14 protein-coding genes and 1 riboswitch are annotated in these 16,165 nt (G+C 57.7%); of the genes, 3 read left to right on the top strand and 11 right to left on the bottom strand.

Going from position 1 to position 16,165, the window contains the following annotated elements:
• Positions 1-81: 81 nt before the first annotated feature.
• From FY034_RS06105 to FY034_RS06155, 11 genes are all read right to left on the bottom strand, one after another.
• On the bottom strand, positions 82-2,208 hold the full coding sequence (locus tag FY034_RS06105; protein WP_265554472.1) for a chitobiase/beta-hexosaminidase C-terminal domain-containing protein: 2,127 nt from the start codon (positions 2,206-2,208) through the stop codon (positions 82-84).
• A 222-nt stretch (positions 2,209-2,430) separates the two neighbouring features.
• Positions 2,431-2,507: riboswitch (cyclic di-GMP riboswitch) on the bottom strand.
• A 113-nt stretch (positions 2,508-2,620) separates the two neighbouring features.
• Entirely contained in the window at positions 2,621-4,993 is a 2,373-nt protein-coding gene (locus FY034_RS06110; protein WP_265554473.1) for a secretin N-terminal domain-containing protein, read from the bottom strand.
• A 60-nt stretch (positions 4,994-5,053) separates the two neighbouring features.
• Positions 5,054-6,052 (bottom strand): hypothetical protein, encoded by a 999-nt coding sequence (locus tag FY034_RS06115; RefSeq protein ID WP_265554474.1) that lies wholly within the window; start codon positions 6,050-6,052, stop codon positions 5,054-5,056.
• Positions 6,049-6,777 carry an ABC transporter ATP-binding protein gene (locus tag FY034_RS06120; RefSeq protein WP_265554475.1) on the bottom strand — a complete coding sequence of 243 codons (729 nt, stop codon included), beginning with the start codon at positions 6,775-6,777 and terminating at the stop codon, positions 6,049-6,051. Before FY034_RS06120 ends, FY034_RS06115 begins: the two co-directional genes overlap by 4 nt.
• A 2-nt stretch (positions 6,778-6,779) precedes the next feature.
• The gene (locus FY034_RS06125) at positions 6,780-7,916 is read right to left on the bottom strand and encodes an ABC transporter permease (RefSeq protein WP_265554476.1); all 1,137 of its coding nucleotides are present in this window, start codon (positions 7,914-7,916) and stop codon (positions 6,780-6,782) included.
• Positions 7,900-8,208: a hypothetical protein gene (locus tag FY034_RS06130; protein ID WP_265554477.1), complete on the bottom strand. Its 309-nt coding sequence runs from the start codon at positions 8,206-8,208 to the stop codon at positions 7,900-7,902. Before FY034_RS06130 ends, FY034_RS06125 begins: the two co-directional genes overlap by 17 nt.
• 11 nt (positions 8,209-8,219) lie before the next feature.
• Positions 8,220-8,699: a nitrous oxide reductase accessory protein NosL gene (locus FY034_RS06135; protein WP_265554478.1), complete on the bottom strand. Its 480-nt coding sequence runs from the start codon at positions 8,697-8,699 to the stop codon at positions 8,220-8,222.
• Positions 8,696-9,160 (bottom strand): endonuclease domain-containing protein, encoded by a 465-nt coding sequence (locus FY034_RS06140; RefSeq protein ID WP_265554479.1) that lies wholly within the window; start codon positions 9,158-9,160, stop codon positions 8,696-8,698. The genes FY034_RS06135 and FY034_RS06140 overlap by 4 nt, the downstream gene beginning before the upstream one ends.
• Positions 9,161-9,208: 48 nt before the next feature.
• Complete coding sequence (locus FY034_RS06145; RefSeq protein ID WP_265554480.1) at positions 9,209-9,721, bottom strand: nitrous oxide reductase accessory protein NosL; 513 nt, start codon at positions 9,719-9,721, stop codon at positions 9,209-9,211.
• A 62-nt stretch (positions 9,722-9,783) separates the two neighbouring features.
• Complete coding sequence (locus tag FY034_RS06150; protein ID WP_265554481.1) at positions 9,784-11,790, bottom strand: TonB-dependent receptor domain-containing protein; 2,007 nt, start codon at positions 11,788-11,790, stop codon at positions 9,784-9,786.
• Positions 11,791-11,858: 68 nt separating this feature from the next.
• Entirely contained in the window at positions 11,859-12,428 is a 570-nt protein-coding gene (locus FY034_RS06155) for a hypothetical protein (protein WP_265554482.1), read from the bottom strand.
• A 182-nt stretch (positions 12,429-12,610) separates the two neighbouring features.
• Between FY034_RS06155 and FY034_RS06160 the strand changes: the two genes are divergently transcribed.
• The 3 genes from FY034_RS06160 to FY034_RS06170 all read left to right on the top strand — a co-directional run bounded on the left by FY034_RS06160 (position 12,611) and on the right by FY034_RS06170 (position 16,123).
• Positions 12,611-14,194: a PAS domain-containing sensor histidine kinase gene (locus FY034_RS06160; protein WP_265554483.1), complete on the top strand. Its 1,584-nt coding sequence runs from the start codon at positions 12,611-12,613 to the stop codon at positions 14,192-14,194.
• Positions 14,191-15,525 (top strand): sigma-54-dependent transcriptional regulator, encoded by a 1,335-nt coding sequence (locus tag FY034_RS06165; RefSeq protein ID WP_265554484.1) that lies wholly within the window; start codon positions 14,191-14,193, stop codon positions 15,523-15,525. Before FY034_RS06160 ends, FY034_RS06165 begins: the two co-directional genes overlap by 4 nt.
• 154 nt (positions 15,526-15,679) lie before the next feature.
• Entirely contained in the window at positions 15,680-16,123 is a 444-nt protein-coding gene (locus FY034_RS06170) for a response regulator (RefSeq protein ID WP_265554485.1), read from the top strand.
• Positions 16,124-16,165 lie beyond the last annotated feature (42 nt).

Genomic DNA, 16,165 nt, shown 5'->3' on the forward strand with positions numbered 1-16,165 from the left:
TGTATTTATTTGATAGTGAATGCGATGGTGCAAAAGCCCCCCGCATTTCTACGGGAGGCTTTTGTCTTGCCTGCTGCCTGGTTAGTGTTTGATACCGATGGTCAGGCCGCGCTCGGCTGCCCGGCTGAAGGTATGACACATGGAGCAGTCGATCTTCTCGCTGGTGACGTGCTTGCTGTGCAGCGAGGTGAAGCTCGGCAGGCTCTCATTGCCGTGGCACTGGGTACAGACCACGGACTGGGCAGCCTTCAGGGCATAGCCCATCGACTTCAGGTTCATCTGGGTTGCCGGTACGCTGGTGGTGCCGTGGCAGGCAGCGCACTGCAGGGCGTTGGCCTTGGGTGCCACGGTGTGGTTCAGCATCTGGTACTCGTCTGCCTTGACCATGCTGTAGGCATCACCAGGGTTGAGACCCATGTTGGTCATGCCGGACTGGATGGCACCGGCCACATCGGCGGTCTTGAAGTAGACCGAGGTGTTCAGGGCGATCAGTTTGCCGCTGGCAGTATGCATCGGCTGGGTCGAAGTCTTGTACTTGAACGGATACAGCTTGGTGTTGGCGGTGTTGATGCCGCCGTTGGGACGGCTGATCTTGTAGTTGCCGGTGGCCGGATCTTTGACTGCCACATCATGCAGGTCATAAACCCAGGAGGTGCCGTCAAAGAAGGCGTAGACCGGCTTCAGGTTGTTGGCACGGACAACGGTCGGCTCCCAGCGGTTGTTGGCCACTGACCATTCGGGGGTTACCCAGGTGCGGTCGGTTTCAGTGGATTGATCGCCAAAGCCGGTTACGGTATCCAGTACGGCATCGGCAGCCTTTCTGCCGTAGGAGGGGATATGGCAGGTCTGGCAGGCCACACGCTTCAGGTGGGTGTTGATGGCGGTCGTGGCATGACCGGCATTCAGGGCAGCCTTGTTGCTGTGGCAGCTGCTGGTTGCACAGCTGACGGTTACGGTGCTGTCGGTGGGACGCAGGTCTGAGCCGCGGCCGGCCACATGGTGGTTGGTGTAGGTGTGGCATTGCTGACAGGTCAGGTTGGCGCCGGTGGAGGCCATATGGACATCGTAGTTGCGGTCGGTGGTGGTGCCGTTGATCAGGGCCAGGTCGCCACGCTTGAGGGCATCGCCGCCGCCGCCTTTGGCATGGCACTGCAGGCAGTTTGATTTAACCGGCTTGTGCAGGGTCTGTACGGCCTGATCCATGGAGATGGTCATCTTGACGGTGTCGGGCTCAAACAGGCCGGTGGTGGCATTGCGCACCCGCTTGTAGGCAACCTGGTGACAGACCAGACAGTCGATGTTCTGGGTGGCGTCGGCCACGGTACCCGGCTTGGCACCGGCACCGATATGGCAGCCGCCGCAGCCGTTAAAGTTGCCCAGGGTGTTGATGCAGTAGGCGTTGACGGCGGTGTTCAGCTTGCCGCCGGTTACCCCCGGTTTGTTGCTGATGGCAGCATAGGGGGTCTCCCACTTGTAGTGGGCCGAGGTGGCCAGGTCGGTGGCCTGCTTGGTGTGGCACTGCAGGCACATGGTGGTGCCGGTGTAGGTCAGACCGGCATGGGGGCCACTGCCACCGGCAGTACTGATGGTATAGGTTGCTGTCTTCACGGCCTCGACGTTACCGGCTGTGTCGCGGGCGAAATACTTCAGGGTGGTGGTGGCGCTGATGGTCAGCGGTGCACTGTAGACGGCAGAGACGGTGGTGGGGGTGCTGCCGTTGGTGGTGTAGTAGATGGTGGCTGCCTCATTGGCCGTCAGCTTGACCGATTGTGCTGTGGTGTAGGTGCCGCCTGCCGGAGAGACCGAGGTGACCGGAGCCGTTGTGTCGGCGGTGCTGGTTGCGATCTGCGGGTAGCTGTAGCTCTTAACTTCATTACTGCCAGAGATAAAGTCGCCGCGTACTTCATACTTACCGGTTTTGGCAGAGCTGGAAAGTTTGTAGGCATAGGTGTATTTTCCGCTGCCTGCATTGCTCATGCTGGTCTGCACGAGGGTGGAACCGGATGAATCCTTGATTCTGACTTCACGTTTGCTGGGGGAGGTGATGCCGGTACTGTCTTTTTTGAAGATCGCAGTGATGTTCATGGTCTGACCAGGGCTATAGCTGGTCTTGTCGGTGCTGATGCTCAGGGTGTAGCTGGCTGCTGAGGCCATTGATGTGACGGCAAGGGTCACGACAAAACAGACCAGGCCGGACAGATTCTTCATACATGTGCTCCTTTGCGGTGCTTCCGCGTAGATCGAATACCTTGTTGTTCAGGTTCGCTTTCGGCGGTGTTTGACTGCACAGTGCAGGAGGATCGTTGTCAAAACCAGGCCAGATGTGGTGCTTATGTGTGCTGCAGAAAACTCCCTTTTCACCCCTTTCGTTTTGTGATGGCGGTGACCAGGCACAAAAAAACCAGATCACCTGTATCAATTGCTTGATATTTCGGCGACCTGGCTGTCTCTGAGAGACCCTGTAGGCTTTCCGTCCTATCCTCGCGGATAGTTTAGTAGTATCGATATCTGCTGATTATTAAATTTTTTGCCGATTTATTGCGTCAAGATTATGTTTACATTAGATGATCTGTACTTCGGCTGTCAAGAAAAAATATGTGCTGCTGGCGATGTGATTAACTTACTGTATTTCAAGGGTTTTGCTCGTGCTCTTGAAAGGTATCGGCTGGTTGTAGACGGTGGACAGGCTGGTCTGTCTGATCTCAAGAGTGGCTTTGCCCTTGTTTCTGGCCCGAAAGAGAAGCGTTGCCAGATTGCCGCCGCCTGCAGCACCGGAGCTGGAGTTCGTTTGTGACAGTGTGATGGTTATAATGCCATGAGAACTGTCAGGGGTTGTGGTGAAGCTGGTTGGGTCGCCGTTTTGCCTTAACATCGTCCCTTCGCTGGCAGAAAGCAGATGCAGCAGATCCGGGCTGTAGGAGATCGTGATGGAGCCGCCCTTCAGGTGTTCAAGTTTATCAGCCATAACCTGTACGGGAAACTGCTGGCCAACTGCCACCAGTGAGGGGGCGGTAAACGACAGTGCTCCCGGTTTGACAGGTGGCACTCCTGTCGTTGGTGGTGCTGGCTGTGCCGCAGGTGCTGATGGCACCCCTTGGTTGCCGGCAGGTGGTGCGGCTGCCGGAACAGACTGCTGTACTAAAGCTGCCGGCTGCAATGCGGGGCGGTCTTCCTTGCCGCTTGAGAAGGAGGTCAGGTCGCCTTGCGGTACGGTTACCCCCCTGACCAGCCGTGGTGTGATGGCCAGGATCAGCTCGGTCTTGTCATTGTCGGTCTTGCTGTTTGACAGGAGCGGTCCGATCAGCGGGATGTCACCCAACAGGAAGATCTTCTGCTTGCTGTCGCTGTTGCTGTGGGAGATCAGACCGCCGATCACGCTGGTCTCACCGTCTTTGAGGCTTAGGACCGTATCCAGGTTGCGGGTGCCGATGGTAACCACCGTGGTGGCACTGTCCTTGCCACCCACGGTCTCGCGGGAGATGATGGAGCTGACCTCAAGCCCCAGCTTGATGGAGACCTCGTTGTTGAGCTGGATGGTGGGCTCGGCATTGACCTTGACCCCCACATCCACGTACTGCACGTTGACCTGTGAGGTGGTGCCGGTGGTGGCCATGGTGGTGGTGGTGATCGGTACCCTGGTGCCGACGTTGAACTTGGCCTTTTCCTTGTTCTTGACCCTGATCTTGGGATTGGAGAGAACCTCGCCGTTGGTCAGGGTCTTGCCGAAGTTGTACTGGGCATTGGGTACGGTGACATAGCCGCCGAAGCTGTTGATGCTGAAGGCCTTGACCAGGTTGTTGATGGTGGCGTCGGTGGTGACCGTGGTCGATGTCGTGGAGGTGGTATCTTTGAGTGTTGTTGCCAGCAGCTGGTTGCTGGGTGAAAACGCCCCCAGTTCTACGGCGTAGTTGCTTAACAGCAGACCGACGTTGTGGGCGTTCTTGTCGCTGATCTCGATTACCTCGACATCCAGCACCACCTCTGCCTCCGGCAGGTCATGGGCCTCCAGGATCTTTTCAATCACATCGGTGACATCACTGGTATCCCGCACCACCAGGGCGTTGGCATCCTCGTTGATGTACAACCGCCTGACCTGTAGCATGGTCCTGATCAGGTTGGCCGCCTTCTTGGCATCCAGGTGGTTCAGGTTGAAGGTGCGCAGCTGCATGTCCTGATACTGCTTGGTCTTCTCTGCACTGTACGGGTAAATCAATACCGTGGTCTCGTTGATAACGGCATAGTCAATCCTGTGCAGGGAGGCCAGCAGGTCGAGTGCCTGGTGGAAACCGGCGTTTTCCAGGGTCAGGGTTGCGGGTTGGTCCTTGAAGTCCGGGTCAAAGACGAAGTTGATGCCGGAATGCCGGGTGATGGTGGCAAACAGCTCTTTCAGTCTGGTGCCGCTGGCCTTGAGCGTCAACGGTCTCACCGATTTAAGTTGCAGGTCCCGTCCGGCCAGACTGGTCGAGGGGCTGCCTGCTACCCGCTTTAATGCCTCCTGATACCGTTGAAGCCCCGGCTGGAGCTCCAGAGCCCGCTGGAAGGCGGTGCGGGCATACTGCGGCTTGTTGGCCTTTTCAAAATCAAGCCCCTCAAGATAGCTCTTGTCTGCCTGGTCGAGACGTGCGGCCTGGTCAGCCCACTGCCGAAACCGCGCCTGGGTCGGATCAAGGCTTGCTGCTGCCTGGAACTGCTCCTCAGCAGCGGCATACAGCGCTTTGGACATCAGCTCGGTACCGGCCTTGAAGCGTTGTTTGGCTGCGGCCTCACGGGCCCTGAAAAAACTGAGGCGATAGCTGCTTTCAGCGCTGTTTTTGCTGAAGGCCTCGGCGTAGCGATACATGGCAGCCTCAAAGTTGCCTTCCTGTTCCAGCTCCTCCCCCTTGCTAAACGCCTTCTGGGCTGCAGAACAGCCCGACAGGCAGAGCGCAGCCGCAAGCAGTATCCCGCTCAGGAGCCGGAGAGTGTGCTGTGTTGTAGGCATCATTCTGGGCATGGGGCTATCTATAGCGTTTCCTGTTGCCAAGTAACAAGCGAAAGATTTTTCAAAGCCCTGTTAACCGCCCAGCCTGAAATTGGCGGTCAGCATGCGGTAAGAGACCAGGGCGGTGAACAGCAGGTAGCAGGTCAGCGACAGCAGAATCAGCCGTTGTTGCAGGCGCGGCAGGTAGGGGGCCAGGCTGGGGCTTGCCCTGAACGGCATCAGCAGGCCGATGCTGCTGCCGGCGATCATGCCGCCCAACAGCGTGGCGTAGAGCAGGTAGCCGATATAGCCGTACTCTTGCTGCAGGATGCAGAAAGGGCAGTGATGGGTGGGCAGTTCATAGTAGTAGAGCCCGATGAATGAGATCAGTGCGGCCAGGGAGACCACAAAGGCAAACGAGGAAAGCGCAGCATAGAGGTAGCCGCCGCTCCCTTTCAGGTAGAGCCGGATGCCGCAGCAGGCGAGTACCGCCATGGTGCAGAAAAAGAGCGGACGCATGATCCGGTACGGCAGGCCGGCCAGCTCTCCGGCGATGCTTGGCTTGTCGCTGCCAAACAGGCTGCCGCAGCAGGAGGTGATCATGTCCCCTTTCAGGTGCATGAAATAGTTGAACTGCAGCACGGTTTCAGCCAGTACCAGCAGCACCAGGCCCAGCAACAGAACGTATTTGGGCTTGATCAGCGGGTAGTCATAGCCTCTGGTGTCGGCGTGGTTGACAATCAACCAGCTGCCTGCCAGCAGACAGTTGATCAGCTTCATGATCAGGGTCGGATAGCCGTAGCTGTTGACCTGCAGGGTGCCGGCCGCGCACATGGCGCCGGTAAACAGGATATGCAGGCCGTCGGCGGTGTAGAGGTAGAGGAAGAGGGAGATTGTCTGAAACAGCAGGGCGTAGCTCACGATCGTGGCGATCAGGTAGGTTCGCCGTTCCAGGTTCAGCTGCAGTTCACTGCCGCTGGTAAGGTCCCAGTTCTTCAGGATCCGGATGCCAAACCAGCCGGCGTAGAGCAGCAGCCCGCTGACAATCAGAGAGGCGGTCATCAGCGCCAGTATGGCCGGGTGCTGGATCATGCCGACGGCTCCAGCCCGACAATCCGGCCATCACGCATCTCCACCACCTGGTCCGCCAGTGACGAATTGTAGGCAATCGGATCATGACTGGCGATCAGGACTGTTTTGCCGCTTTTTTTGAGCTGGCCGATGCTCTCCATAAAGGCCCGGGAAAGCTGGCTGTCCAGGTGAGCGGTCGGCTCATCGGCAATAATGGCGATCGGGTCGTTGATCAGGGCACGGGCAATGGCAACCCGCTGCAGTTCGCCGCCGGAGAGCCATTCCACCGGCGAGTTGCGATGACGCAGCAGGTCAAACTGTTCCATCAGCTCCAGTGCCCGCTGCTTGACAACGGGCTGCTGCTCGCCGCCGGGGTAGGCCGGCAGCATGATGTTCTGCAGGGCACTGATCCCCTTGATCAGGTTGAACTGTTGGAAAATGAAGCCGAAGGTGGAACGGCGGATCTCGGTCAGAAAACGCTCCGGCAGGCTGGAGGTGTCAAACCCCTCAGCTGCCTCGCTTGTCTGAAAGAAGCTGGTCCCGACTCCCTGCAGCATGATCCGTCCCGAACTTGGTCTGGTCATGCAGCCGATCAAGGCGAGCAGGGTGGTCTTGCCTGACCCGCTGGGGCCTTTCAGGATCGTCATGGTGCCGCGTTCAATGGTCAGGCTCACGTTATCCACCGCGGTAAAGCTGGTGGTTGGGCCGATGGAAAAGTTTTTGGTGACCTGGTTCAGTGCAATCATGGTTATGACCTCATGGCTGCATCAGGGGCAATGGTGGCTGCCAGCCAGGCAGGGATAATGGTGGCCGCGGTGTAGGGCAGCACCGCAAGCACAAACAGCACCGAAAGCTGATAACCGTCAACAGCCGGCACCAGTTTGAACTGCGGGTACAGGATGGCCCAGCCTTTCAGGGCATGGGAGAACAGGGCGGCTGATGAAAAGAAGACATGCAGGTAGGCCAACAGGACACCGGCAAGAAAGGCGGTCAGCGAAATCACGGCCCCTTCCCAGAACTTCAGCAGCAGGACATCACCGGTCTCCCAGCCGATCGACTTGAGGATGCCGATCTCCTTGCGCTCTTCTGCCGAGAGGCCGCTGGCCTTGTCCCAGGCAAAGATCACAAAGGAGAGCACTGCCACTGCCAGCATCACCACCATCATCCCGCCACGCCAGTCAAACAGCGAGTCGTAGGTCCGCAACAGTTCACTCTTCAGAATCGGACGGGTGTCGGGAAACTGCTCGACGATCTTGTTGGCTACGGTCACCAGCTCGCGGGGGTTGGCGACGGTTATTGCCAGGTCGGTGGCAACATCCTTGGGCATCCTGAACATGGCCTGAAAATCCTCAGCTGCCATCAGTACCAGATCGGCTGCCACCAGCTCCGAATGCTGCGGCAGGATAGCAGTAACGGTCAAGAGCAGCGGCATGCCGCTGTAGGAGCGGAAGGTCACCAGGTCATCGGTCTTGATCCGCAGGTTTCTGGCCACACCGCTGCCGATCATGATCGAACCGGGTGGTGGCGGTTCCGTATCCGGCACCAGCAGGGTGTAGTTTGCCTGAAAGACCGGGTCGTAATAGTAGCCCCACAGGCGCGGCACCACCGCCGATACCCCGCGGATGGCGCCGATTTTCTCTGCATAGCGCGTAGGTATCAGGTCGTGACGGCCGGCAATCATCCGTTGCACCACCATGTCCGGCGCCTCGGTAAGCAGCAGGGCGGCTTCCCGTTTCAGGGCCTGGACAAAAAAGATCAGCGACGCAATCACAAAGATGATCAGGGTGTAGACCAAAAACAGGGAGATGTTTTTGGCCTTCCGTCTCATGAGTGAGGAGAGGGCAAAATCGAGGATGTTGCGATGGCGGTTAAGGGCGCGGTGCATAAGACCTCTGCAGGGTTACGGGTGGTGTCACCAGTGAGCCGGATGGAAAATGCTCCAGGGCGGTCGGGTGATCCTGAAATGGCGCGTGCAGATCAGCCATGGCGGGATGGCGGGTATAGCGGGCCTCGGTAAACAGACAGAGGTCGGTCAGCCGTAACCGGTGCACCAGTCGGGCCCGTTCCTGCAGCTCGGCTTTACGGGCGGTCCGGCTGCTGCGGGCGTGGCCCCCCATCAGCAGCAAGAGTGCCGTGCCGGTTGTGATCAGCAGTATGAAGCCGGTGGAAGGGCGCATGGCAGCTCCGGTTACTCCAGTGTCTTCAACAGGGCAGGGGTGATCTCATGATATCTGACAATCCGGCGGCCTGCGTGGTCTTTCAAAAACTCCTGCGCCTCGTCCTGCCTTGCCAGGGGGATCAGTTCATGTCCCATCGGTCCGTACACGTTACTGCCGATCACATAGAAGGCGGTCCTGGCGTCAATCAGCTTCAGGGAGTAGTAGTCCCTGACCTGGATTGCGGCTACCATGGCCGCTGTTTTGCCCGGCGCAAATCTGGGCAGGTTGTTCAGATAGTTGAACAGGTCCTTGGTTCCATCAAACCAGGCCCGGCTGCCATCGTTAAAACTGATTACGGTGGTCCAGGCAGGGTACTTGTGGACAAACATGCCGCAGACCGGGCACTTGTCCTTGGGCCCCGGTACGGGGGTGACCGGCGCTGCCAGGGCCGTCAAGCCCTGCAGCCAGAAACCGGCAATAACGGCAAACAGTATGAAATAGCGGGTCATGGTAGCTCCCTCTCTATTCCCATGGGATAGTTTGTGACCTTATCCCTTCTCCCCGGGGGAGAAGGTGGCCGAAGGCCGGATGAGGGTGAGCCTTTGGTACTCAGAGGTGTGTCTGCAGGAATATATGAATATAGTTTATTCAGTACATCTTCCATGGAGTTAAGTACCTCATTGTTCCAGAATCTGATCACGCGTATGCCTGCACAATTAAGGATTTTTGTCCGTTCATGATCGTACATGCGTTGCTCGTCAGAGGTGTGGCCACCACCGTCAAGCTCAATAGCCAGACTCGCATCATGACAGTAAAAATCAAGGATATAGCCCTCAAAAGGACACTGGCGTCGAAACTTAAGACCACAGAACCGGCGGCCTCTCAAGAAATGCCATAACCGCTTTTCCGCGTCTGTCTGATCCTTGCGAAGCTGTCGTGCATAGTTAAGTAACGTTGATGGTAATGACAAAACTCCCCCTCACCCTGGCCCTCTCCCTCAGGGAGAGGGGAATGTTCGTTATTTGTGCCCGCTGTGCTTCATCTTCATCATTTGGCGGCGTTCACGGATCATTTTGGTGTCTTTGTACATATCTTCATAGGCTGCCTTGATGGCGTCGTCGAAGCTGCCCAGGTTGCCCTTGTGCAGCTTTATGAACGCCTCGGCATCGGCCTTGTTGGCAAAGGCCCACTTGGCCCGGGAGGTCATGACCCCCATCTTGTCGCCACCGATCACCCAGTAGGCGGTCTCTGCGTCAATCAGCTTTTGGGTGGTGAAGTCCCCCACCTTGATGGAGGTCGGCATTTTGTCAATGTTGTTGGCCAGCTCAACGGCTGCACAATGCAGACTGCAGGTGCCTGCCGAGCTGCCGTCCTGATAGGTTACCAGCATCCGGCTGTGGCTGAATCTGGTGCGGTCCATGCCGCAGTACTTGCAGCTGTCCGGGTCTTCAACCTTGTCAGTGGCAGTCACCAGAGCAGCCGTAGTCAGCAAAAGGGTCAGGGTAACCAGGAATTTCAGTAGGTTTTTCATTGTTTGTTCTCCTGTCTGGATTATTTGTAGCGCGGTTTTCGAGTGCTGTCCATTGCAGCCCACTAGAATTTATAGGCCATGGTCAGGTAGACGTTCCGTCCGTTTTCCGGGACCCGGTAGCCGACACCACTGACAAAGGGGTCGCGGAGATAGGACAGGTGGCTGTAGTACTGGGTATCCAATAGGTTGTTGATGCCGCCGGTCACGGAGAACCCTTTGTACTGATAGCCTGCCTTCAGGTCGGTGGTTGCCCACCCGGCAGTCTTTTGCTCGTTCAGGCTGCTGTCAATACGGTCCTGCTCACGGCTCAGGGTCTCAAGCAGTTCGGCAAAGAAACTGCCGTTGTCATAGCGGATGGAAATGGTGCCTTTCAGGGGCGGCATCTCGGAGAGCGGGCGGTTGCCGCTGATGTTGCGGCCTTCCGTGTACGACAGACTGCCCCTCAGAAACAGGTCGGCCGGCAATGAAACCTGACTGCCCAGTTCGGCACCCCAGATGCTGGCATGGATATTCTGATAGCTCTTCAGGGTGGTTGAGGCCTGGTAGAAATTCACGTAGTCCTGCAGGTCGCTGTAAAAGACCGAGGCGTTGACATAAAAACGCTCTGTTGCGTACTTGGCCCCCAGGTCAGCCTGATGGTTGACGGTTGCCTTGAGGCCCTGATTACCGCGCCAGGCCGGGTTGCCAGGTACATCAAGAAACAGTTCCTGCTGGTCGGGGGTGCGGCTGCCACGCCCCAGCCCGGTGAAGATAACCAGCTCTTTGATCGGTGTGTAGTTCAACTGCAGGTTTGCACTGATCGTGCTGAATTCCTTCGAGGTCCCTGCAGTCACCATGGTGTTGGCCCGGTCGGCCTTGGCCCGGGTCAGATCACCGCGTACCCCGCCGGTCAGACTCAGGTTGCTGGCAAGCGGCAGGGTGTATTCACTGAACAGACCGAAGTTTTCAATCGTCACATCCGGGATCATGGCAAGGTCACGGTAGTTGAAATACATGGCCCGGCGGTTGGTGGCGTCCCAGTTGCGGTTGTAGTAGTCCAGCCCGCTCTTCAAGGTCCCCGGGCCGATCTGCAGCTCAGCCTGCAGCTTTGCGCCGTAGGTCTGGGTGGAGGCATCGGTCTGCATGGAATAGAACCGGGGAGAGGTGCTGGAACTGAAGCGATTGCGGTCATCCATCAGGTGTTCAATCTGATCCCAGTAGACCTGCAGCTTCAGATCCTGTAGCAGTGCCGAGATGTTCTGAATCCGGTAGCTCCAGTTCATACGGTGGGTCTTGTCGTAGTCGGCATCCATCTTCAGGTAGGGGTAAAGGACATGATCCGCATCCTGATAGGTATAGCTGAGTTCTGTGCGCGAATTGGTCGTCGGGTTAAGCCCCAGCTTGCCCCAGCCGGTGTTGATCTCGTAGGCCTTTGAGTCAACGGCAGCGTTCTTGTAGCGGTTCGGGCTGGTGGACGGATAAATCTGGGTCAGCAGCTTGCCGTCGCCAGACTGGGGGATGTCGGAATATTTGTAGGCGTAGCCCAGCAGGCCATCATAGCGTTCCGTGCCATAGGAGGCGGTGGCTGAGGCGTTGGTGCCGTGCCAGTCGCCGTACCCCAGGCTGAGTTCGCCGCCAAACCCCTTGCCCGGCCTTTTGGTCTGGGCGTCAATCACCCCGCCCAGACCGCCGGGGTTGGAGAGGTCATAGGGGCCCTTGATGATCCTGACCTGTTCGATCTCGGCAAAATCATAGTGGAATGACGGCGGGTCCATCCGGGAGGGGCAGGCGCCATGCAGGCGGACGCCATCCACCAGGACGTTGATGTTGTCCTTCTGAAAACCGCGCAGTACCACGTCATTGGCAATAGCCCCTTTGTGGACCGTGCTGATTCCTTCCACCTGTTTCAGGGCCTCGCCCACATCCCTGGCGGGGCTTTCACGGACTTCCCGGACGGAAAGACTCTCCTCCTTCGGTGACTCCTTGTCGGCACGAACAATGATTTCATCAAGCAGCAGGTGTTCGGCATGGGCTGTCTGGGCTGTCAGTGCCAGCAGCAGCGCCAGCAGCGAAAGCTGTTGTACGGTCATGGCAATAGTCCTCCATAGCGTTGTCAGTCGTAAGGGTCAAGTGTCGATTACGGCGCTGATTGTCTGAATCAGACAGGCTTTGGAGGGGGGAGCAACGGTTTTGTCGACAGCGTATGCAGCGTGCTGCCAGGGGAGCGTGGGTAGGGTGATTCTTCAGGCGGTACAATGACCACCCGGTAGATAAACGGCATGCCTTCATTGCTCAGGCTGTTAAGCAGTGCGGACTGGCTGCTGTCATCGCAGGGGCAACCACAGCGAAGAACGGTCTCTGCTGTCTGCGGTTCGGGCAGCTCGGCCTGGCGGGTGGCGATGGTCTCTTCCAGTACGGTGCGGACCGCCTCGGCAGGCAGCGTTGTGTGGCAACAGTCCGCCCTGTTCGAGGCAGGTTCCGGAGGGTAGCTCACCTGTTGTTTTTTCTTCCAGCAACAGCAGGTGTGGTTCAACTGGCTCTGCAAGGAGCACCCATCACGTTTACAGTCACCGCTGCAGGCGGCCTGGCCGCCGTGGGCATGCTGATGGGACGGCAGTGCCAATGAGGGCAACGGTCCAACTGCAATCAGCAGGTAGACGACTGCCAGCAGGGTGGCAATGCCTCGCCGTAGCGGTCTCAGAGAGGTATGTGCGGGTGTCAGTGGCATGAGGGCTCCTGATTGCTTGCCTCCCTATATCAAGAACCGTGCCGCTCATACTAACTGCTCGATATTAAACGCTTGTTTAAATGTTGTTGAGCTGATTGGTTTTTTGTTGTCTTATTTTGAGACAGGCGTTATGGTTCCTTCATACGTAGCATATCCTTACCTTTCATGACTGGTCAGTAACGATGGCTCCTCACCGGAAAAAGCTTTGCGCCCTGCTGGATGACTCGGGGAAAACTGTTGGCAGGGCAGAGATTATTCAGCAGTTCCCGGCCCTGATCTGGCACTCGGGCTTTGACGCCCGTTGTGATTACTTTAACCATACCTGGCTGGAGTTTACCGGCCGGACCCTTGCACAGGAACTGGGGGACGGCTGGGCCGAGGGGGTCCACCCCGATGATCAGGCGGATTGTCTCAAGACCTACCGGGAGGCTTTTGCAGCCCGGCAGCCGTTTACCATGGAGTACCGCCTGCGGTACCATGACGGTTCCTATCGCTGGCTCATTGACCACGGTGCCCCCCACTACGCCATTGACGGCTGTTTCTGCGGTTATATCGGCAGTTGTTATGACATTACCCTCCAAAAAGAGTCCGAACTATCGCTGCAGAGTTCCCGGGTGGAGCTTGAACAGCGGGTTGAACAGTGCACCAGCGATCTGCAGAAAAGCCACGATCTGCTGAACAGCCTCTCCCAGCAGGTCCCCGGCGGTATTTACCAGTTCCAGATGTTTCCCGATGGCCGCTACTATGTCCCCTATGCCAGTCAGTCCATGCTTGAGCTTTTCGAGATCTCCCCTGAAGATATCCAGTACGATGCGAGCTGTCTCTTTGACCGGGTGCTGCCGGATGAGCTGCCCGGTGTGCTCGACTCGATTCAACGCTCCGCCGATACCCAGACACCCTGGCACCGTGAGTTCCGAGCGGGCATTCCGTCAAAGGGACTGCGCTGGTTCCAGGCAGACTCACGCCCCCAGCGGCAGCCGGATAACAGTGTGATCTGGTGCGGTTTTGTCACCGACATTACCGAACGCAAAGAACTTGAACATCAGCTGGTTGAGGCGCAGCGTCTGGAGTACATCGGCCAGCTGGCAGCCGGGGTGGCACATGAGGTCAGGAATCCTCTGAATGCCATTCTGACCGTCACCGAGGCGCTTTTCAGGGAAGAAGGGGTTGAGGGCAACCAGACCTTGACCCCCTATATTGAACATATCCGTTCCCAGGTCGTCCGGCTTGCCCGGTTGATGAACGACCTGCTCAGCCTGGGGCGCCGTCAGCAGGAAGATCAGATTGTAGTGTTGGCGCTGGCTGAGTTCTGCCGTCAGACCGTGCAGCTCTGGCAGGAGAGCAGCCCGGCTGGCCATCGCCGACTGGTGCTGGAGATCCCCCCTGAGGCAGAAACGGTGCTGGTTCGCGCAGACAGAGACCGTTTGCAGCAGGTGCTTTTCAATCTTCTGGATAACGCCGGACAGCACAGCCCTCCGGAAAGTTGCATCAGCCTGGTGCTTGACCTGCCGCAATCCTCTGCCCGGGAGAGACAACTGCGGTTGCGGGTGGTCGATCAGGGTAGCGGGGTGGCGCCGGGCCTGTATGAGCGGGTTTTTGAACCGTTTTTTACCACCCGCAAAGGGGGCACCGGGTTGGGGCTTGCCTTGGTGAAGCAGTTCATTGAACAGATGGGAGGGATGGTGCAGATCTGTAATAATTATCCTGAACCGGGCTGTACGGTCGCGCTGCAGTTACAGCTGGCGACGGAGGAACGCCTGTCATGAAACCGCAGATTTTGCTGATTGAAGACTGTGCTGTGACCCGCTTCGGGGTGGTGCGTTATTTTTCAAAGGACGGCTATCAGATCAGTGAAGCCGGATCGCTGGCCGAGGCCACCAGGCTAATGGCAGACCGGCGTTTTGACTTGATAATCATTGATATCAACCTGCCTGACGGTAACGGACTTGACCTGATCAGTGCTGAACGGGAGGCCCAGAATCTGGTGCCGATTATCGTGGTCACCGGCGCCGGAGATATCCCCCTGGCGGTTGAGGCGATGCAACGCGGCGCCGATAACTTTCTGACCAAACCGCTTGATATGCCGACCCTTGCGATCTCATTGGCCAAATCACTTGAACTGGGAACGCTCAAACGCCAGTCGGTGGCCCGTAAGCGTATGGAAAAACAGCCGGGGATCTTCTTTGGCAGTTCACCGGCCATGCTGGAGGTACAACAGATTGCCCGGATGGCGGTTGACAACGGCCATCCGGTGCTGATCACCGGCGAAACCGGTACCGGCAAGGGGATGCTGGCCAGGTGGATTCACCAGCAGGGCAGCCGTGCCCAGTATGAGTTTGTTGAGCTGAACTGCTCAAGCTTGCGGGGGGAGATGCTCTCCCGCGAACTGTTCGGTGCCCAGCGGGGGGCCTATACCTCGGCTGACCAGGACCGTCGCGGGCTGGTTGATATTGCGGACCGCGGCAGCCTGTTTCTGGACGAGATCGGCGATATGAGCAGTGAAGTGCAGGCCCAGTTTCTCAAACTGCTTGAAGACAAGACCTACCGTCGGCTGGGGGATGTCAAACTGCTGAAAAGCGACTTCCGGCTGATCTGCGCCACCCACCGCGACCTGAACAGCCTCTGTGCTGATGGCCAGTTCCGCCAGGACCTGTTCTACCGGATCAATCTGATTCATATCCATCTCCCCCCGCTCAGGGAACGCCGGGAGGACGTGCCGGCCATCACCTCCTACCTGCTTAACCTGCTGGGGGCAACTGATCAGGTGCTGACCGACGAGGTGCGGGGCATGCTGTTCTCCTACGACTGGCCCGGCAATGTCCGTGAAATGCGTAATGTTCTGGAACGGGCCCTGCTGCTTACCCCGCCGGGCGGTACTTTGCGACAGTCTCTGTTTTCCTGCATAAACGGCGGACAACGCCCCTGTCCAATCCATCTGCCTGCAGAACCGCAGACCGTACAACAGGTTGAGACGGCCCATATTCAGGCCGTACTGGCCCAGCATGGCGGCAATGTCGACAAGGCCGCCAAGGCATTAAACCTTTCCCGTGCCACCCTCTATCGCCGCCTCAAACGCCTGAACGAACAATCCCCCTGATTTCCCCGGCTTCCTGTCTCACGTTGAGACAGGAAGTCTCACTCTGCTTACCCCGCAGGTCGCTCAAAGAAGGCGTCTTTCCATCTATCTTGCCTGTATTGTTTATTATTTTCTGGGGTGTGTCTGCGGCACGCTTCTTGATTAGTCTTTCTGCATGTCACTCTCTGCTTCACATAGCTGCTGCCAGCATGGCTGCAAATGCAACCGGGTACTGATCGTCGACGACGAGCCGGGTATCCTGTTTGCCTATCGCAAATTGCTGGAACAGAAGGGGTTGGTGGTTGATAGCTGTGACTGCCTTTGCGAGGCGCTCGACTATTTGGAAAAGCACCATTACCTGGCCGTGGTCGCTGACATGCGCCTGCAGGGCACCGACACCGTGGATGGTTTGGACCTGGTCCGTGAGGTGCGCCGACGCCAGCCGGCCGCAGGGATCATTGTCGCATCCGGCACCAGTGACCAGAAAACGCGCCAATCCGCATCCGAGCTGGGGGTTGATCACTACCTTGAAAAGCCGATCCATCCCTCTCTGATCCTTGATCTGTTGATTCAGCTACGGAACTCCTTGAGTGGTCCGCTTCCCGCAGTGAACAGCTAGCGGGAGGGACATGAACCTTATCACGTTACTGAAAGGATGGTC

The sequence above is a fragment of the Trichlorobacter lovleyi genome (assembly GCF_015239775.1).
GTDB lineage: Bacteria > Desulfobacterota > Desulfuromonadia > Geobacterales > Pseudopelobacteraceae > Trichlorobacter > Trichlorobacter lovleyi_B.